General features: G+C 47.2%; 17 protein-coding genes. 6 read left to right on the forward strand and 11 right to left on the reverse strand.

The genetic code is table 11. From position 1 onward, the window contains the following. The first annotated feature begins 49 nt into the window (after positions 1-49). Positions 50-1,465: an NAD-dependent succinate-semialdehyde dehydrogenase gene (locus tag KNQ11_RS05655; RefSeq protein ID WP_195864915.1), complete on the forward strand. Its 1,416-nt coding sequence runs from the start codon at positions 50-52 to the stop codon at positions 1,463-1,465. A gap of 157 nt (positions 1,466-1,622) precedes the next feature. After that, positions 1,623-2,066 (forward strand): NUDIX hydrolase, encoded by a 444-nt coding sequence (locus KNQ11_RS05660; RefSeq protein WP_214770425.1) that lies wholly within the window; start codon positions 1,623-1,625, stop codon positions 2,064-2,066. A gap of 85 nt (positions 2,067-2,151) precedes the next feature. Here the strand turns inward: KNQ11_RS05660 and KNQ11_RS05665 are convergent, their stop codons facing one another. Together KNQ11_RS05665 and KNQ11_RS05670 are read right to left on the reverse strand one after the other, a co-directional pair. Next, entirely contained in the window at positions 2,152-4,167 is a 2,016-nt protein-coding gene (locus tag KNQ11_RS05665; RefSeq protein WP_023468480.1) for a Na+/H+ antiporter, read from the reverse strand. Between the two features lie 56 nt (positions 4,168-4,223). Beyond that, on the reverse strand, positions 4,224-5,132 hold the full coding sequence (locus KNQ11_RS05670) for a helix-turn-helix transcriptional regulator (RefSeq protein ID WP_214770442.1): 909 nt from the start codon (positions 5,130-5,132) through the stop codon (positions 4,224-4,226). Between the two features lie 83 nt (positions 5,133-5,215). Between KNQ11_RS05670 and KNQ11_RS05675 the strand changes: the two genes are divergently transcribed. Then, a complete protein-coding gene (locus KNQ11_RS05675) occupies positions 5,216-5,740 on the forward strand; it encodes a dihydrofolate reductase family protein (protein WP_214770445.1) in 525 nt (174 codons plus the stop codon). Between the two features lie 50 nt (positions 5,741-5,790). On the opposite strand, the gene KNQ11_RS05680 is transcribed toward KNQ11_RS05675, so the two are convergent. The 5 genes from KNQ11_RS05680 to KNQ11_RS05700 form a co-directional block, all read right to left on the reverse strand. Beyond that, the gene (locus tag KNQ11_RS05680; protein ID WP_023468483.1) at positions 5,791-7,011 is read right to left on the reverse strand and encodes a cation:proton antiporter; all 1,221 of its coding nucleotides are present in this window, start codon (positions 7,009-7,011) and stop codon (positions 5,791-5,793) included. A 3-nt stretch (positions 7,012-7,014) separates the two neighbouring features. Then, positions 7,015-7,515 carry a cation:proton antiporter regulatory subunit gene (locus KNQ11_RS05685; protein ID WP_023468484.1) on the reverse strand — a complete coding sequence of 167 codons (501 nt, stop codon included), beginning with the start codon at positions 7,513-7,515 and terminating at the stop codon, positions 7,015-7,017. A gap of 24 nt (positions 7,516-7,539) precedes the next feature. After that, a complete protein-coding gene (locus KNQ11_RS05690) occupies positions 7,540-7,758 on the reverse strand; it encodes an AbrB/MazE/SpoVT family DNA-binding domain-containing protein (protein ID WP_023468485.1) in 219 nt (72 codons plus the stop codon). A 527-nt stretch (positions 7,759-8,285) separates the two neighbouring features. Then, complete coding sequence (locus KNQ11_RS05695) at positions 8,286-8,909, reverse strand: zinc dependent phospholipase C family protein (protein ID WP_214770448.1); 624 nt, start codon at positions 8,907-8,909, stop codon at positions 8,286-8,288. Between the two features lie 3 nt (positions 8,910-8,912). Further along, complete coding sequence (locus tag KNQ11_RS05700; RefSeq protein WP_214770451.1) at positions 8,913-9,482, reverse strand: GNAT family N-acetyltransferase; 570 nt, start codon at positions 9,480-9,482, stop codon at positions 8,913-8,915. A 130-nt stretch (positions 9,483-9,612) separates the two neighbouring features. Here KNQ11_RS05700 and KNQ11_RS05705 point away from each other — a divergent pair, with 130 nt between their 5' ends. Continuing rightward, positions 9,613-10,824, forward strand: coding sequence for an MFS transporter (locus tag KNQ11_RS05705; protein ID WP_214770453.1), 1,212 nt, complete (start codon positions 9,613-9,615; stop codon positions 10,822-10,824). Between the two features lie 16 nt (positions 10,825-10,840). Here the strand turns inward: KNQ11_RS05705 and KNQ11_RS05710 are convergent, their stop codons facing one another. The 3 genes from KNQ11_RS05710 to KNQ11_RS05720 all read right to left on the reverse strand — a co-directional run bounded on the left by KNQ11_RS05710 (position 10,841) and on the right by KNQ11_RS05720 (position 14,866). Beyond that, positions 10,841-11,386 (reverse strand): ribonuclease FAU-1 family protein, encoded by a 546-nt coding sequence (locus KNQ11_RS05710; protein WP_214770456.1) that lies wholly within the window; start codon positions 11,384-11,386, stop codon positions 10,841-10,843. A 105-nt stretch (positions 11,387-11,491) separates the two neighbouring features. Beyond that, entirely contained in the window at positions 11,492-12,949 is a 1,458-nt protein-coding gene (gene bglA / locus KNQ11_RS05715) for a 6-phospho-beta-glucosidase (protein WP_214770473.1), read from the reverse strand. A gap of 24 nt (positions 12,950-12,973) precedes the next feature. Then, entirely contained in the window at positions 12,974-14,866 is a 1,893-nt protein-coding gene (locus tag KNQ11_RS05720) for a beta-glucoside-specific PTS transporter subunit IIABC (RefSeq protein ID WP_214770477.1), read from the reverse strand. Positions 14,867-15,029: 163 nt separating this feature from the next. Here KNQ11_RS05720 and KNQ11_RS05725 point away from each other — a divergent pair, with 163 nt between their 5' ends. Beyond that, positions 15,030-15,740, forward strand: coding sequence for a GntR family transcriptional regulator (locus tag KNQ11_RS05725; protein ID WP_050677233.1), 711 nt, complete (start codon positions 15,030-15,032; stop codon positions 15,738-15,740). 478 nt (positions 15,741-16,218) lie between these two features. Here KNQ11_RS05725 and KNQ11_RS05730 read toward each other — a convergent pair whose 3' ends face one another. Further along, the gene (locus KNQ11_RS05730; RefSeq protein ID WP_050677232.1) at positions 16,219-16,560 is read right to left on the reverse strand and encodes a hypothetical protein; all 342 of its coding nucleotides are present in this window, start codon (positions 16,558-16,560) and stop codon (positions 16,219-16,221) included. Between the two features lie 322 nt (positions 16,561-16,882). Between KNQ11_RS05730 and KNQ11_RS05735 the strand changes: the two genes are divergently transcribed. Beyond that, positions 16,883-18,268, forward strand: a complete 1,386-nt coding sequence (locus tag KNQ11_RS05735; protein ID WP_023468496.1) for an MFS transporter — start codon at positions 16,883-16,885, stop codon at positions 18,266-18,268. Positions 18,269-18,297 lie beyond the last annotated feature (29 nt).

Below are 18,297 nucleotides of genomic sequence, written 5' to 3' on the forward strand. Positions count from 1 at the left end.
TTGAGGTGTTTAATAGGGAGCGTAATGAAATTCACGGAGGTGCAACAAGATGATTGAAAAGAACTTAATTAATGGTGAATGGTATGACACAACAGAAACGATTCCGGTCTACGACCCTGCAACGAAAGCATTGCTCGGACATGTTCCAGCAAGTTCAGCTGAAGACGCACAACGTTCCGTTGATGCAGCGAGCGAAGCATTCGTCAAGTGGTCAAACGAAACTGCAGACACACGTGCGAATTTAGTCGATGCCTGGTATCGCTTGATCAACGAACACCGTGAGGAACTCGCTCGGATCATGACGACAGAACAAGGAAAGCCGTACGTCGAAGCACTCGGTGAAGTCGATTACGGAAATCAATACGTCCGTTGGTACGCTGAAGAAGCACGCCGGATTTACGGTGAAACGATTCCGGCTTCTGTTCCAGGAAAACGACTCTTCGTCGAAAAAGAACCAGTTGGTGTCGTCGCAGCGATCACACCATGGAACTTCCCGGCAGCGATGATCACACGTAAACTTGCACCGGCTCTTGCAGCGGGTTGTACGATTGTCCTTAAACCATCGGAAGAAACACCGTTTACGGCACTTCGCCTCGTTGAATTAGCAGAAGAAGCAGGTATCCCTAAAGGTGTCATCAACGTCTTAACAGGTGATGCAGCAACGATCAGTGGCGTCTGGCAAGCCGATTCCCGCGTCCGGAAGATTACGTTCACAGGTTCAACAGCCGTCGGGAAACTGATCATGCGTCAAGCAGCCGATACGATGAAGAAACTATCACTTGAACTCGGTGGGCACGCACCCTTCATCGTCACGGAAAATGCGGATCTCGATAAAGCCGTTGAAGGCGCGATGCGCTCGAAATTCCGGAATGGTGGACAAGCGTGTGTCGCGACGAACCGCTTCTACGTGCAAGCGTCTGTTCTTGACGCATTCACGGAAAAATTCACAGCAGCCGTTAAACAACTACAAGTCGGGAACGGGATGGACGCTGACTCGACAGTTGGTCCATTGATCAATGCGAAAGCCGTCGCAAAAGTCAAAGCACACATCGATGACGCTGTCGCAAAAGGAGCAACGATTCTGACTGGTGGTACGATTGACGAATCTGTCGGCTACTTCGTCACTCCAACCGTGCTTGCGAATGTCACTGAAGATATGCTCTGCATGCAGGAAGAAACGTTTGGTCCGCTCGCACCGATCTCTGTCTTTGAGACACTTGATGAAGTCATCGAACGGGCGAACAACACACCATACGGACTGGCAGCTTACGCGTTCTCTGAACGTATCGATGAAGCATTGATGCTCGGAAAACGACTCGAATACGGGATCGTCGGTCTGAATGATGGCGCACCATCTGCTGCACAAGCTCCATTTGGTGGCTATAAAGAGAGTGGTCTTGGTCGTGAAGGTGGCGTCTACGGCATCGAAGATTATCTCGAAGTCAAATACTTGTCGCTCGGTTAATCCATCAGACATTTCGTTTGAAACAAATGATCTTTCCTCATAGGTAACCCCTCATTTCTAAATCGAAATGAGGGGTTTTTGTACGGCTGATGCTTACATACTATTTTGTAAGGTATGATTGAATTCAAATGATTATACGAAAAGGAGTGATTAAACAATGGATGTCATCACATTCGGGCAGAGACAACAGAACCAACACTACATCACGAGACCTGCTGTTTATGCGGTCATGCGCGACCCTCAAACAGGTAAAATCGCCGTCATTCAAAAAAAGGACGGTATGTTGTTTCTTCCAGGTGGCGGTATCGAGACCTATGAGACGTATGAAGACTGTCTTACAAGAGAGGTACTAGAAGAAACGGGGATGGACGTCGAAATCGGTGATTTCATCGGACGAGCCAATCAATATTTCTATTCAAAAAATGAAACGACATATTATTTGAATGAAGGGCAGTTCTACCGTTGCGATGCTGGGCAGAAAATTCAAAGTCCAATCGAGGATGATCATGCCTTACGATGGATCGACCCGGTTGAAGCAATCGAACATCTATTTCACGACCATCAACGCTACGCAGTCCAAAAGACGCTATACATGATTTAAATCAAGACGCACAAAAGGAGCACGATTCTCTTTTTCAGAGAAAACGTGCTCCTTTTAAATATGTGACAAACGAACAGTCTCGTTGTTATTCGACGTATTCGTAGAGAACGACACTCTCGATGTAGTGAATGAAGCGACGTAATTCCTTCTCCTCTTCGTTCGAGAGATCCCCTTCTTTCGACATATTCGCGATTTCAAGACGCTGAACTTCGATAGCTTTCAAGCAAAGTTCTTCTTTTTGCTGATCGACGTCCTTGCCACCGATTGGTGACGACCAACGCGTATGTTTGAAGCGAAGTCGTTTATAGAATTCCAGCACACTTTGAACGACGTCTGGTGGGTACGATGAGCGGCAATTCTCGAGACGTTCGATCACTGTGCCCATTACCTTTTCATACAGTTCATGCTCGACTTGTGTCATTTGAATCAACGCGTCAGACGACATGTTCGATCGTTTCCGCTTCCACCACAATTTTCGAATCGGTTGGACGATTTGGAAACGCGAATCCTTGCCGATCGCCTTACGACGGTTTTCGATCGAGCGGAAGACATCCTTCTTCAACAGATCCGGCACCTTGTGCTCAGCGACGAAACGTTTTGATTCTTCCTTTTCCCACTGGACGGCTTCCAGTCGCAGTGCTTTCAATTGATCATTGAATTGATCGAGCTCTTCCTGACTTTTTTCCTGTGCCCGAAGTAACCGAAGCATGACATGATACTCATTAAGGAGATCAAACGCAACGACCGCATTGTCTTCGTCCGTCACTTGTTTGATTTCTGAGATTGCACGGCGAATCATCCGTTGTTTTTGAGCATTCAGGTCGAGTGCGATTGGTGTAGCCGCTTCTCCCCGGTTCAAGACCGGTAAGAGAATCGTTGCGAGAACGAGTGTATAGATGATGACACCCGCTGCAAGGAAGATGATCAATGAGCGTTCCGGGAAGGCTTCGCCGGACTCCGTCAAGAACGGTAATGACAAGACCCCGACCATCGTGATCGTTCCGCGAACCCCGACCAGTGTCGTGATTAAATCTTGTTTGAAGGACGGTCGACGATGATCGCGGTCCTCTTTTTTAAAGAACCGATGATCGAACCAATTGAAGAACATCGTCCAGACGAGACGGATCGCGAGAATGAATGAACCGATTTCGATGACATATAGCATGAGACGCCAGTTGTTGATCGCATCATCTGCAAAAATCTCGCGTGTCGCTTCCGGCAACGTCAAACCGAGCAATAAGAAGATAATCCCGTTTAACGTATACGCAATCATCGTCCAGATGTTATCCGTCAACGTCTGCTCTTGTGCAAAGAACGTTTCCGTCCGTTCTTTGATCAAGGCATGCAAGATACCACCTGTCACGACGGCGATGACGCCTGACGCGTGAAACCCTTCTTCGGCGATGAAGAAGATGATGAATGGCGTTAAAATTTGCAATAAGGCATAAAAGACAACATCTTCAATGCCGGCGCGACGCAAGCGAACCTTGAGAAAGTTCATCGCGAGTGAAATCGTCAATCCGATCAATGCTCCGACGATGAACATGTAGAAGAACTCAGTCGTTGCGCTTTGAAGCGAGAAATACCCTGTGACGACAGCAGCGACCGCATAACTGAACGCAACGAGTCCCGATGCGTCATTGATCAGCGATTCTCCACGGACGAGCGTCAGAATCTGTTCTGGAATCTGGACACGTTTCGCAATCCCGTTGACGGCAATCGGATCGGTCGGCGATAAAATCGCAGCTAAAGCAAAGGCAGCAGCGACTGGAATAACTGGAATCAACCAGTTGATGAAGTACCCTCCGACGATCGTCGTCAACAAGACGAGAATGATCGCGTTCCCGAAGATCGCTGTCCGCATCCGCCATAAATCTTCTCGTGGGAAGTGAGAACTATCGTTGTAAAGTAACGGTGCGATGAATAAGAGGAGGAACCACTCGGATTCGACCTCGATCGTCAAACCACTCATCAGGAGAGCGGCGACGGTTCCGGCAATGATTTGAATCAAAGCCGTTGGGATGAAACGGATGTAATGTCCGATGACTTGCGTCAATAAAATAAGCGCAAGCATCAATAAAATCAATGATAGTGTTTCCATGGAAGACCCCTTCCTCTATTGTTTCTTTCTACCTATATCCTAACATAGTTTTTTAATCAATCCTGTCCGAGCGCCTTATCGGACCGTTGCACAGCAATCATTTCTTCTGCTTGACGAATCAACTGCTCCCGGAGTTCGAGTGGTTCAAGGACTCGCACTTCCGGACCGAGCCGCATCAATTGGCGTCCGAGATACGGCAGTTCGGTTTCCGGAACCAACCATGTTCGTTCCGACTGAATCGGTAAAATCCCCTCTAGCAACCGTTCGCCTAATGGTGATACTTCCAGTTTCACCGTCGTCATCGGTACACGTGTCATGTCTTGTTCCAAATCTGAAAAGGTTAACTCGGTTGCTGGCAACTCATGAAGCATCACGTCTTTGATCCGATCAACACGGAACTGGCGATACCCTCGATTCGTCTGTCCATAGAAGTACCAGCGATTCTGTTCGAACGATAAACCAATCGGATCTACGACGATCATGCGTTGTCCTTTTGTCGTCTCATACAGAATATTCCCCATCCGTCCGCTCTCTAACAAGTCGAGTAACGCTGGATTTTGCGGCGACGGTGGTGTGTCGACCGTTTGAAAGCGAAAGCGGTCTTTCCATTTTACGATCTGTTGCTCCGTCATCTTCGGTAACTCGTTCGCATAACGTTCAGCGACTTCCTGTCGAATCGTACCGAATGGAAAATCGGGAATCTGTCCGACCCATTCCAGAAGGATGAAGAAGACAATCGTCTCTTCATCCGTCAAAACGAGTGGCGGCATGTTCCGATGTGGCAACATCCGGTAACCCCCTGCCACGCCAGGTTCGCTGTAGATTGGATAACCATTTGCTTCAAGTACCGTCATGTCTCGTTGAATTGTCCGGATCGACACCTGACATTCTTCCGCGAGCATCCGTGCAGAGAAGTGTTCGCCCCGGTTTAACAAGCGTACTAAACGCCACTGTCTCGTATTCATACAGTTCCTCCTTAAATGACGACATCTTTTGTCGTCATTATACGCTAAGATGAAGTCACACGATGCAAAAGGAGGAATTATGGATGTCACAACCTACGACCGTTCTTTATATCGCTTGTAGTCTTGACGGGAAAATTGCCAGACTCGATGGTTCACTTGATTGGTTATTTGCCGTTGCCGGAGACGGGGATAATGGTTATCAAGCGTTCTATGATCAAGTCGGTGCCGTCATCATGGGACGAAAAACATATGATGAAGTCCTTCAACTCAGCGAGACGTACCCTTACGCAGATATTCCGAGTTATATCTATAGCCGGACGCAACGAACGTCTGAGACGGTCACCTATACGGATGAACCGCTCAATCAACTGCTCGACCGGATTTCGCCAACGATTGAAGGTAATGTTTGGCTGATCGGTGGTGGCGAATTGATTCAAGAAGCGTTGCGCTTAAAACGCATCCGCTCGATTGAACTGGCAATCGCCCCTGTCATTCTCGGAACAGGCATCCCACTGTTTCCGGAAGGAACGAATGAAACGAATCTTCGTTTGACAGCGAGTCGCCATTCGGGACAATTCCTGATGGCGACGTATGAAGTCTTGACTTAAATAACAACAACCGGTTCGGGAAAGCGAACCGGTTGTTCGTTTACATCAGATTAGGCATTTTTCTTCGTCTTTTTCGCTTTTGGTTCCGTCCACTTGAAGATTTTATTCATGACGTTGTAAATCCGTTTTGATTCCTTCGTCATCAACGGTCCGAGAATGGCGAGAATCAAGACATATAAAGCAGAGAATGGTGACAAGATATCCATCAATCCACCGGCGATTCCGAGATTCGCGACGATGATCGAGAACTCCCCGCGCGAGACGATCGTCAAGCCGATGTTTGAGGATGCTTTGTGTGACAAGCCTGCTTTACGTCCCGCAATCATACCCGCCACGTAGTTCCCGATGATCGTGATGACGACGGCACCGAGTGCGAGCCAGACGGCGTCAAGTAACATCGTTGGATCGATGCTCAATCCGAAACTGAAGAAGAAGATCGCACCGAAGAAATCACGGAATGGGACGACGAGATGTTCGATCCGCTCACCTTGGTCGGTTTCTGAGAAGACGAGGCCGAGTAACAACGCCCCGATTGCTTCTGCAACATGAATCGTTTCCGAGAATCCGGCGATGAAGAACAAGGCAGCAAAGACGACGATGATGAAGACTTCATCCGAGGCGATCTTCAGCATCTTATTCAAAAGCGGTGTTGCCTTCCGAGCGACGATGAAGAACAACAACATATAGCCGAGGGCGATCAAGATCGATGTGAGGGATGCGAGTAATGTCGTCCCACCACCGAGAAGCAGTCCCGATAAGACCGACAAGTAGACAGCGAGGAAAATGTCCTCGAACATGATGATTCCAAGAATCAATTCCGTCTCCGTGTTACCAGTCCGGCGGAGATCAACGAGGACTTTCGCCACGATCGCACTCGAGGAGATCGTAATGATTCCGGCGATGACGAGTACTTCATAGAGTGGGAATCCGGCGATGAATCCATAGAGTAAACCACCTGTAAAGTTAATCGATAAATAGATCGTTCCGCTCGTGACGATCGATTTTCCAGACCGGATCAACTTACCGATCGAGAACTCGAGTCCGAGATAGAACAAGAGGAATAGGACGCCGATTCGTCCGAGGAAACTGATGAACTCAGCACTTTCAATGAACTTGAAGTCTAGTATCCCGATTGTCGGAGCGTGCGGTCCAACAATCATCCCGAGAATAATCAGAAACGGGATGATTGAGAAATTGAGTCTGTTCGCGAGCACTGCCGCGATCGCCACTAAGATAAGCGCGGTACCGACTTCAAATATGAGATGATCCATATATTATCCGCCTCCTTCGATTGAGAATAATGCTTTCGTGATGTGACGGACGTTTTGACGTTCTCCTGACAGGACAATCGTATCTCCCGCTTCAAGGCGCGTTTCTGGTCCAGGATTTAACGATTTCGAACGGTCATGTTTAAGCACTGCAATGATCGAGATGTCATATTGGTTACGGACATCGAGTTCCCCAATCGTTCGATTGTTGACCTTTGAATCCTGACCGACTTTGAACCACTCGATGACGAGATCATCAAACGCGAGTTCAATTTTTTCAAGATCCTTTGGCTTATAAGATAATCCTCCGAGAATCCCTGCCATCTGACGAGCTTCTGCATCATTGAACGTCACGCTCGAGATGCTCTCATCAAAATCATCGTCATCATAATGATGCATTTCGCGTCGTCCGTCGTCATGGACGATGACGACCACCTTATCTCCTCGTGTCGTGATGCCTTCGAACTTCCGTCCGATTCCTGGTAAATCTACTTCTCGCATATCCATCTGTTATTTCCTCCTTTTTATTTTTTACAAATGATGATTCGCTTTGTGGATGAGCGTCTTGAACGTCTCATCGCTCAATATATCTTGAAGGTCATGCAGCTGTTTCAAATCCGCTTTCGCCATGATGACAAACCCGTCCTCCTCAATGAATGCCACGCGATCTCCTTCCTCCACTTGCAAGGCCTGCCGAATTTTTTTGGGGATGGTGATCTGTCCTTTTGACGTTAACTTTGATAGCTCCATCACGAACTTCCTTCTTTCTGTGTTTTTTCTTGTATTCCTTACTTCCTTACTTTTCTTATTTCCAATATAACATAGTTCTAAACTTATTCCGAGTGTTTTGCTTTGAATTAAAATTTAAAAATCGATTTTCTTTTTGTTCAACCGTATTCATACGATTATTTTCAAGACATCTTACAATAAATATAGAAAAACGCATCCTAATCTAAATGGATGCGTTCTTCGTCTTATTGTTATTCGGAGGTGATTTTATGTCGCAATTATTTTCAATTGCGTTTGTAATCTATATTTTATCGTTGAACATGGCAGCGATCTATCTTATCTACAAGCGACTTATTTCTTCTATACTCGCTGGTTTAGCAATTTTTTTCTTCATTCTTTCTGTCAGTTCAACCGTTATCGTACTCTTTCTATTTCTCACACCATTTACGGACTGGTTCACAGGTTTAGGAAATTTGTTAAGTATCATTTGGTTTGGTCTGCTGAACGGATGCTGCTACATCTTATTCGGTACCGTCAAATGGGTTTTTTCAATGATTCGGAGATGATTCTTTGGCCGGAACAATCTTTAGCCCTTTTTCACCTAGGTGATGGATGGACCGTTCAATCGCTGTTTCGATGTATCCATCCAATTGACATGGCAACAAGATATCATATTCTTGTGGCAGAACGGTTCGTCGATCCTCCTCTACCTCTCTAATGAAATGCGGAAGTGCTTTCCATCTCGACTGCACACTCACTTCATGAAGCGCCCCATTTATCGCTTGTTCATTCCAGTTCACGAACGGAGCAATGCGTGTATTGTACCGCCTGAAGTCATCATGATACCTTGAACCAATCGAGGCGTCAGCTATGATCGCTTGCCGTAACCACCCCATATAAAAACCGCGTAACCAAATATCGTCCGCTATCAGATGGACGTAATAGCCACTTCGAAAAGATGGATCCCAAGACGCCGAGTCTCTCCAAAACGCTTCGTAGTCAATCGCTCGTGTTCCGCTCGCTAATTCACCCGTATAATAGTGGGCTTGCTCCTTCTCCTCATAGCGTGCATCAGGAGCGACCGCACCGAGAAGAAATCGAGCGGGGTCTAGTTCCGAAAGTAACGTAATCAATCGTTTTCCGATGTAGGCATGCATCAGTCGTGAACCCATCTCTTACTTCCCTTCGTAATCGCTACGCGTGATCGCATAAATTTTTAAGTCCCAGAAACGCTCTTTAACGAATAAAGCACTCCGCGAGATCCCTTCGAACGTCATGCCGATCTTTTCCATGACACGAGCTGATCCATCATTCGCAACAAAACAACGGGCTTGAATGCGCTCGAGTCCGAGTGTCTCAAAACCGTACTGTACGAGACGCGCTGCTGCTTCCGGCATCAAACCCTTCCCCCAGTAATCGCGCGACAGCGCATAACCGAGTTCTGCTTGCTGTTGCTCAAACGAGACTTTGATGAAATCAATCGTTCCGATGACCCGTCCGCTCGTTTTGTCTTCAATTGCCCAAGGTGCCGGATTTCCTTGTTCGTATTGGCGAAGGATATGTTCGACGAATTGCTCAGAGTCCGTGAGGCTTTTATGCGCATGCCAGCTGACATATCGCGCCGTCTCTTCATCTTTCGTGTAGGCATAGATATCTCCTGCATCTTCTATGCGAACCGGTCGCAAACGGAGTCGCTCCGTTTCAAGTACAGGCAAAGCTTGATATAAATCGATGGTCGTTAACATGATCGAACCCTTCTTCCCTTGATTTTTTCCAAGTATACCCACTCTTCCACAAAAAGTATAGAGATATACGAAAACGGTATCAGAATTTTCTGTTATACTATTGGAAAATGATGTAAGAAAGGGTGTTGTCATGTCTTCTCGGGAGCGAACGCTCTTAAGTGCACTCGGTATTTCACAGTTTGGTGACTTCATTTATCTCGTTGCGATCAACGTTTATATCTATCGCTTGACCGGCTCAGCGTCAGCCGTTGCTGCGCTTTGGATCATCAGTCCGGTCGTCGCTCTCGTCATCAAGTCGTTCGCGGGAAGTTGGGTCGATCGATCCGACTTACGTCGACTGTTGATTCAGACTGATTTGTTACGAGCTTTCTTAATCGGTATCATGCCATTTCTACCATTATCGTTGCTTTACATCGACTTGATCGCCTTAGCTATCATCAAAGCGGTCGTCGAACCGGCAACGTTGAGCTACATCACGACGCTTGTTCCACAAAACGATCGGACGTCATTTAATGCCTATCGTAGTCTGATCACGTCTGGTGCTTTTTTAATTGGTCCGGCTCTCGCTGGAGGACTGCTCTATGTTGCTTCTGCTGACATTGCCATTTGGCTCAATGCCATCTCGTTTCTCGGATCAGCTGTCCTACTGATGCGCTTGCCGCGATTTACCGCTTCGGTCGAACGAGGGATGCGGCTGCAAGACATTATATCCGATTGGCGGCTTGTCTATCAGTTCAGCAAAAGCGCACGCTACGTGACGGGATTGTATATCCTCGCGATGCTGATGATGATCGCGACACTTGCGCTTGATACACAAGAAGTCGTCTTTTTACAGCGGAGCATCGGGTTATCGGAAACCGATTACGGTTTACTGATGAGCCTGACTGGGATTGGTTCCGTCGCCGGCAGCTGGGTCGTCGCCCGCTACGCCAAAACACTCTCCGTTCGGACGATGCTGACGATTGGCTATGTATTTGTCGCTGTCGGTTACATGCTGTATGCAAGTGCGAATTCATTTTCAATCGTCTGTATCGGTTTCTTGTTGCTCGGTTGTTTCCACGCATTTGCGGGGACCGGTTTCCTAACGTTCCAACAGACGAATATTCCACTCCACTTAATGGGACGCTTTACGAGTCTTTACGGAGTCGGTGTCAGTCTGCTACAGATTCTAGCGATCGTCGCGATCGGTCTGCTCGGTGATATCTGGTCGATTCGCTTCAGTACGATACTATTTGCCGGTCTCCTCGTGATCGTGACAATCTGTTTTCTCGGATTGGTTCTCCTCCCGCGCAAGCAACGGTACTTTACGACGAACGAAGTTAAAGCAGAGCGACACGCCTAAAAAACAGGGAACCCCGTCAACGCGGTGTTCCCTGTTTGAGTTGCTGTTTCATCACTTCTGCGTGTGCAACGAGCGGAAAAGATCCATCTTGTAGTTGTTTTTGCAGTCGCTTCGCTTCTGCCCAAGCGAGCGCATATTCCGCTTGTGAGACGTCCCCTTGATCTCGTGCTGCTTCTAGTTCGTCCGTGTCGATTAACAAAACTTGTCCCGATGGCAAGGCGATCAGATCGAGAAACAGATCCTCCCAGTAGACTCGTCCGTCCTCCACTCCGGTACGAAGACAGATATCGATATAGGTTTGTACTAACTGACCTGCGGCGTCAAACATCGAGGTCACGGCATGATGGGCATCGCTTGGGAATTGTTGTACCCAGACGTAACCAGCGTCAGCGATTCGAATCGTTTCGTCACCATAACGGACATCTAACGGTGAAGTGACTTCAATCAGTTGAAGGAGTGTCACATGTCCGTTGAACACCTCGTTTTCTACCTGTTCATGAACATAGTGTCGTTGTGTGATGCGACGCCAGTCACGTCGATCGGCATAGCGTTTTTTGATCATTTACCGGTCCCCCGTTTTTTCCTTAGTGTGCCATACCCCACTTCTTTTTCATTCTAATTCTTTAAAAAAAGGGGCAACGGATTTTTTCCGTTGCCCCTTACTTCATCATTTTGCCGTCTCTGAACCGTGTAACGCAGCACCATTCGTCTCGATGACGTGACGGTACCAATCGAACGAGTCTTTTTTCATCCGTTCCATTGATCCGTTGCCTTCGTTATCCCGATCAACATAGATCATGCCATAGCGCTTTTTCATCTCCCCTGTCGTAAAGGAGACGATGTCGATGACGCCCCACGGCGTGTAACCAATCAATTCGATGCCATCTTCGAGTACAGCTGCTTTGAATGCTTCGATATGCGCACGCAAGTAATCAATTCGCGCCGTGTCATGAATCTGACCATCCTCGATCGTATCGATTGCACCAAAGCCGTTTTCGACGATGAACAACGGAATCTGGTAACGATCGTATAGACGATTCATCGCATATCGGAGACCAACCGGATCAATCGCCCAGCCCCAATCACTCGACTGGATGTATGGGTTCTCAACGCCGTTTGCGAGACCACCGTTGACGATATTTCCCGTGTTATTGACGACAGCATCATGTTTGACGGTCGTCGACATATAGTAACTGAATCCGAGATAATCGACCGTTCCGTTTCGCAAGATTTCTGCGTCACCGTCTAGAATCGGAATATCATACCCTTCCCGTTTGAACTCATTCAACGCATAAGACGGATAGTAGCCGCGGACTTGGACGTCTGGGAAGAAATAGCGCTGACGCATCGATGTCTCAGCGAGCAGGATGTCTTCCGGGTGCGATGAATACGGATAGATCGGTACGTGCGAGACCATTGCTCCGATCTCGAAGTCCGGGTTGATCGCTTTTCCTTTCGCGACGGCAAGTGCACTTGCGAGTAACTCGTGGTGTCCCGTTTGATACATGACTTCCATCGCGTTCTCTTCCGGATCAAGGAGGACACCGGAATTCGTCCAGAGGAATAATGGATTGCTGACATCCATCTTGTTGTTGATCTCATTGAATGTCATCCAGTATTTGACCTTGTCTTTGTAACGCGTGAAACAGACTTCCGCGAATTTTTCGAAGAACAGCGCTACTTTCCGGTTGCGGAAACCGCCATATTCACGCGCAAGATGGAGTGGCATCTCAAAATGCGACAACGTGATGATTGGTTCGATGCCGTATTTCAGTAATTCGTCGAAGACGTCATCATAGAACTTCAGTCCTTCTTCGTTCGGTTCTGTCTCGTCCCCGTTCGGGAAAATCCGACTCCAACCGATCGATGTCCGGAGACACTTCAGTCCCATCTCAGCGAACAGCGCGATGTCCTCTTTATAACGATGATAGAAATCAATCGCTTCATGGTTCGGATAAAATTCATCCTCTTCTACTTGATCCGTGATGCGACGAGCGACACCGTGCGCCCCTGCCGTCAATACATCGACGACGCTCGGTCCTTTTCCACCAGCGTTCCAGCCGCCTTCGAATTGATGCGCTGCTAACGCACCGCCCCATAAGAAATCGTTTGGTAATGTCTTCATCTTCATGTCCTCCTTCTATTTCTCTTACTTGATGATCGTCAAAATCTGTGTGTTTGCCGTCGTGACCGTCTCGTCCGTCGGTAGGATTTGTGCATAACTCTGAGTGTTCGTGATAATGATTGGCGTGATCGTCTCGAGTCCATGCGCTTCAATCGCTGTCGCATCAAACGTTACGAGTAGATCGCCTGTCGTCACGGATTCGCCTTCTTTGACGTGAAGCGTAAACGGTTTACCGTCGAGCGTCACGGTCTCAAGACCGACATGGATCAAAACTTCGACACCACTCGTCGAGCGTAATCCGATCGCGTGACCTGACGGGGCGACCATGACAACGGTTCCGTCAAACGGAGCCGTAACCCGGTTGTTCGTCGGACGAATCGCTACCCCTTGTCCCATCGCACCGGAAGCAAAGACAGGATCCGGTACATCTGATAAAGCAACAATCGTTCCTTCAAGTGGTGCGCGAAGCGTCTCTTCGTTTGTCAGAGTTGCGCTGACTTCTTGTTTTGCAACTGGTGTCGCTGTACTTTCAGATGCTACGACTGGAGCAGCCTGCTCCCCGAAACCGAACACTTGAATTAAAACGATGGGTAGAATCAAGGCAATCGCCGTTCCAATCAATAAGCCGATGATCGACGATGGATAGTCGGAATCGATGCCGTTGACGAGCGTCAATGGTCCCGGTAATCCGGCGTAGGCAAAGTAATATGGTTTAAAGAAACTTGCCGTGACTGCGCCGATTGCTCCCGAGATACAGCCATAGATGAACGGTTTTTTAAAACGGAGCGTCACCCCATAGATGGCTGGTTCCGTGATACCGAAGATGCCCGTCAGTCCGGCTGATACCCCGACTTTTTTCGTTTCTTTGTTACGTGCTTTCAAGATGACCCCGATGACAGCACCGATTTGGGCGATGACGGCAATCGTTTGGTAGGCTTGGAACGAGTCGCGACCATATTGCTCGAAGTTTGCGAGCACCATCGGCGTGACACCCCAGTGGACACCGAAGATAACGATGACTTGCCAGAAGCCACCGATGATGAGACCAGCTACCGCAGGAGCATTCTCCGCTAAGTAGTTATACCCGTTTGCGATCCCTTCTGCACCAAGCGTCGTGATCGGCCCGATCAAGAGAATCGTAAGCGGCACCATCAATACCATACTGAAGAATGGAACGAACAACGGACGAATGACTTCATGAATCGTCTTGTTCAGGAATCGCTCGACATAGGACAAAATCCAGACGAGGAATAATGGCGGTAAGACCGATGACGTATACGTTGTACCGGATAAAGCGATTCCTAGGAACGTGATGGATTCACCGGCAGTGATGCGTGCTGCGATATCTGCCCATGTTGGACTGACAAGTGCCGCACTACAGGCGACCGCGATGAAGGCGTTGACCTTAAAATGATTCGCTGCCGTGATGGCAATGAAAATCGGCAAGAACGTAAATGGTGCCCATGAGATGAAGCTGAAGACTTCATAAGTACCTGTCTTCGCAAATGCTGGAAAAGCGAGCGTCGTCAAAATTAAAGTTCCCTGCAGAATCCCCGCTGCAGCTAAGATGTAGACGAACGGTGCAAAGACGGCTGACATCGTCGCAATGATTCGGTTGAGGACCGTCCCTTTCGGCGCCTCTTCCGTTTCTGGTTGCTCCAATTCGACGAGCTTCACAAATTCTTGATGGACTTCCCCGACGTGTTGACCAATGACGACTTGAAACTGCCCGCCAGACTCAACGACCGTAATGACGCCAGGTAGTGCACTGACTGTTTCCTTAGCTGACGAATCCGATCGTTTCAAGACGAGACGAAGTCGAGTTGCACATCGGACGGCGCTGATGACGTTGTCTTCGCCACCGACAGCTTCTAATATCGAATGCGCCAATTGTTGATAATCGCGAACCTTGCCCATATCATGTACCTCCCCTGAATATGACGCTTGAATACCCTTTCATTTTAATTGTACATGCACAATTAATCAATACATAAATAATTAAATTTAACATGTTATTAATCAAGAGATGGCTTATGCTATACTGAAGAAAGAAAAAGTTCGCAAGAAAAGAAGGTGTCCTATGCTGAAATACCAACAGACGGCCGATGAAATCGAACGGTACATAGAACAACATGAGTTGAAACAAGGAGACAAACTACCGATTCTCGAAGAGTTGATCCGGCAGTTCGCCGTCAGTAAGACGACGATGACAAAATCACTTGAGTTACTCGAACGAAAAGGAATCATTTTTCAAGTCCGCGGAAGCGGGATTTTTGTCCGGAAGACGAATCGCACCGGCTACATTCGTCTGTTCTCGACCCAAGGATTCAAGCAGAATCTCGTCGGTCATACGATTGAGTCGACTGTTCTTGCACTCGAACCAATCGCTGCAACGAATAACATCGCGAAGAATCTCGGGATCGAGGCAGGTGAGACGGTTTATTACGTCAAGCGAATCCGCTACATCGACGGCAAGATCCTCTGTCTCGAAGAGTCTTACTATCGCCAATCAATTGTTCCGTACTTAAATCGTGAAATCGTCGAGAAGTCGATCTTCGAATACTTAGAGACGGCACTCCAATTGAATATTGGGTTCTCGGATATGTACATGCACGTCGGGAAGTTAAGCGCTGAGTCGGCTCGTCATTTGGATCTCACCGAGGGCGATCCTGCCATGACGATCGAGACGGTGTTTCATTTGACGAACGGTCGTCCGTTCGACTATTCCGTCATCACTTACCACTATGAACATTCGCATTTCGTCGTTCAGGCAAATGGGCTATACCTTTAACAAATGAAAAAAGTAAAAAAGCGAAGTCTGATGATTGTCTTCATTTAACTGAAGACGTTCCATCGGATTTCGCTTTTTCTTTTAAGAAACTATTTAAAATTAATATACAAAACGGATAAATCGCTAAAACACCAATCAATAATAAGCCAAGGACTGGGCTCGGAAAATCAGTAGGATACGTGACTGGGAACCACTGACTCAGAGCATACGACATGAAGACGAAATACGGTATCCAACTAAAGGAAAACGACCAAGTAAGTCGACTTCGAACTATTATCCCCTGCATCAGACGAATAGGTGTAAAGAATAGGATCATACACACCGTGATCAATAGAAAATCCATTAGGTAAAAAAACTGATATGATGTTCCCGTTATGCGGATAATACGTTCAATGTTTAATGTCATCTCAACAGGAAGAAAGAGCATCAAGGCGAAAAACAGACTCCATCCGTTCCATTTTATAAATAATCGCATCCTTTAAATACCTATCTCTTCTTTACTAGAATTTTCGATATACAGTTCCCCATCAAATGTCGTTAAGGCAATCACTTTCCCGTCTTTTTCATACCACGCCGTTGCGCCTTCACGATCGAGTTCTTTCCAACCGGCTTGGCGAATCCGAGTCCCATAGAGTAAACCCGGTCCGTCAGTTTCCGAGACTAGACGGGTTTTGATTTTCCACTCGCCTTGTTTTTCAACTGCCGTAGCAAATCGCGGCACCGGAAAACCGGATACTTTTGATTCTTGAAATCCAGCATACCAACTACCGATGACTACAATGAGCCCAAGACATACAATGGCGATCCATTTCTTCTTCATAAGTATTCTCCTTTTACTTTCCATCTTCATTTTAAAATTACCAAAAAATAGTTTAACTTCCCTCATCCTAAAGGCGGATTACTGATTTTTTAGTTGTGAAAACATATGGAAATTGTTTCGAATTTATGAAAACACCCAAAAAATTTTCAATTTTTTTCATAAAAAATGCACACCCCTGTTCGTCCTTAGAGTAGCAACGGTTTGACAACTCCCGGCACAGAGCCGTTTTCAGTCGTTTTCAAGTGGTTAAGCGCATTAGCAACTTGACTTCATTTCCTGCTATGGTACGATACGAACTTATCAAAGGGAGTGAACAGAACTTATGAAATTCAGAAAAGAAAAAGTCAATGTCGTTGACATGCAGCAAACCAAAAAGAGTGTCTACGCGACCGGAATTGGGAATGCGATGGAATGGTTCGATTTTGGTCTTTATTCCTATCTCGCAATCATCATCAGTCAAAACTTCTTTAGCGCTGTTGAAAATGATGAACTGAAGCTCGTCTTTACGTTTGCGACGTTTGCGATCGCTTTTTTAATGCGACCAATCGGCGGAATCGTCTTTGGACGCATCGGAGATCGACTCGGGCGGAAGGTCGTCTTAACAACGACAATCGTCATGATGGCTGGTTCCACGCTCATCATTGGACTATTACCGACCTACGATCAAATCGGAATTTGGGCACCGATCCTGTTATTGTTAGCCCGGATCTTACAAGGATTCTCGACTGGCGGTGAATATGCCGGCGCAATGGTCTACATCGCTGAGTCATCACCAGATAATAAACGAAGTGCTCTCGGAAGTGGACTTGAAATCGGTACACTCGGTGGATATATTCTCGCCTCATTACTGGCTACAACACTTTTCGTCACCTTATCGGATGATCAAATGGCATCTTGGGGATGGCGGATTCCCTTCATTCTTGGGGCACCACTCGGTTTATTTGGTCTCTATTTACGTCGTCACTTGGATGAATCACCGATCTTCGAAAATGAGATTAATGAAAACACAGAAGAGCCTGCGACATTCCGCGAAATTCTTCGCGACCACAAACGTGATATCATCGTTTGTTTCATCGCTGTTGCCTTCTTCAATATTACGAACTACATGCTCTTGTCCTACATGCCATCGTACCTCGATGAAGTCATCGGCATGTCAAGTTCGACAAGTACGATTCTAATTACTGGTGTCATGGTGATCATGATTCCGCTCGCTTACTTCTTCGGGAAGCTCAGTGATAAAAAAGGCAATCGTAATATCGTCCTTTTCGCGTTAGCCGGACTATCGTTGCTTTCAATCCTGTCGTTCTTCTTGATTGGTCTTAAACCACTCTTGTTCGTCGGGATCGGAATCTTCATCCTTGGCTTCTTCTTGGCGATCTTTGAAGGAACGATGCCAAGTCTTCTACCGAGTATCTTCTATACGGATGTCCGTTACCGGACGCTATCCGTGACGTTTAACGTCTCTGTCTCGATCTTCGGTGGAACGACGCCACTCGTTTCGACATGGCTCGTTCATACGACACAAAACCCGCTCGCTCCTGCTTTCTATCTAACAGCAGTCAGCGTCATCGGCTTCGTCACGTTCTTCTTCTTCTTTAAGAATACAGCTGGTAAGGCACTGAAAGGATCGCATCCGACTGTATCGAGTGAAAAAGAAGTCGCGTCGATCGCGAAGAAACCAGACGATGCTCTCTGGTGGGCAGAATAATCGCTATAAGTAAGAGCCGTCTTCCGCAG

Origin of the sequence: Exiguobacterium sp. s39 (genome assembly GCF_018618925.1) — a bacterium.
Taxonomy (GTDB): Bacteria; Bacillota; Bacilli; order Exiguobacteriales; family Exiguobacteriaceae; genus Exiguobacterium_A; species Exiguobacterium_A abrahamii.

Bases quoted from the DNA above. Each gene is read 5' to 3' on its own strand.
- KNQ11_RS05690 (WP_023468485.1), bottom strand. From the start codon at position 7,758: ATGGAGCTATCAAAGTTAACGTCAAAAGGACAGATCACCATCCCCAAA.
- KNQ11_RS05700 (WP_214770451.1), bottom strand. From the start codon at position 9,482: ATGTTAACGACCATCGATTTATATCAAGCTTTGCCTGTACTTGAAACG.
- KNQ11_RS05695 (WP_214770448.1), bottom strand. From the start codon at position 8,909: ATGGGTTCACGACTGATGCATGCCTACATCGGAAAACGATTGATTACG.
- KNQ11_RS05730 (WP_050677232.1), bottom strand. From the start codon at position 16,560: ATGAAGAAGAAATGGATCGCCATTGTATGTCTTGGGCTCATTGTAGTC.
- KNQ11_RS05665 (WP_023468480.1), bottom strand. From the start codon at position 4,167: ATGGAAACACTATCATTGATTTTATTGATGCTTGCGCTTATTTTATTG.
- KNQ11_RS05725 (WP_050677233.1), top strand. From the start codon at position 15,030: ATGCTGAAATACCAACAGACGGCCGATGAAATCGAACGGTACATAGAA.
- bglA (WP_214770473.1), bottom strand. From the start codon at position 12,949: ATGAAGACATTACCAAACGATTTCTTATGGGGCGGTGCGTTAGCAGCG.
- KNQ11_RS05685 (WP_023468484.1), bottom strand. From the start codon at position 7,515: ATGGATATGCGAGAAGTAGATTTACCAGGAATCGGACGGAAGTTCGAA.
- KNQ11_RS05655 (WP_195864915.1), top strand. From the start codon at position 50: ATGATTGAAAAGAACTTAATTAATGGTGAATGGTATGACACAACAGAA.
- KNQ11_RS05675 (WP_214770445.1), top strand. From the start codon at position 5,216: ATGTCACAACCTACGACCGTTCTTTATATCGCTTGTAGTCTTGACGGG.
- KNQ11_RS05720 (WP_214770477.1), bottom strand. From the start codon at position 14,866: ATGGGCAAGGTTCGCGATTATCAACAATTGGCGCATTCGATATTAGAA.
- KNQ11_RS05710 (WP_214770456.1), bottom strand. From the start codon at position 11,386: ATGATCAAAAAACGCTATGCCGATCGACGTGACTGGCGTCGCATCACA.
- KNQ11_RS05660 (WP_214770425.1), top strand. From the start codon at position 1,623: ATGGATGTCATCACATTCGGGCAGAGACAACAGAACCAACACTACATC.
- KNQ11_RS05705 (WP_214770453.1), top strand. From the start codon at position 9,613: ATGTCTTCTCGGGAGCGAACGCTCTTAAGTGCACTCGGTATTTCACAG.
- KNQ11_RS05735 (WP_023468496.1), top strand. From the start codon at position 16,883: ATGAAATTCAGAAAAGAAAAAGTCAATGTCGTTGACATGCAGCAAACC.
- KNQ11_RS05680 (WP_023468483.1), bottom strand. From the start codon at position 7,011: ATGGATCATCTCATATTTGAAGTCGGTACCGCGCTTATCTTAGTGGCG.
- KNQ11_RS05670 (WP_214770442.1), bottom strand. From the start codon at position 5,132: ATGAATACGAGACAGTGGCGTTTAGTACGCTTGTTAAACCGGGGCGAA.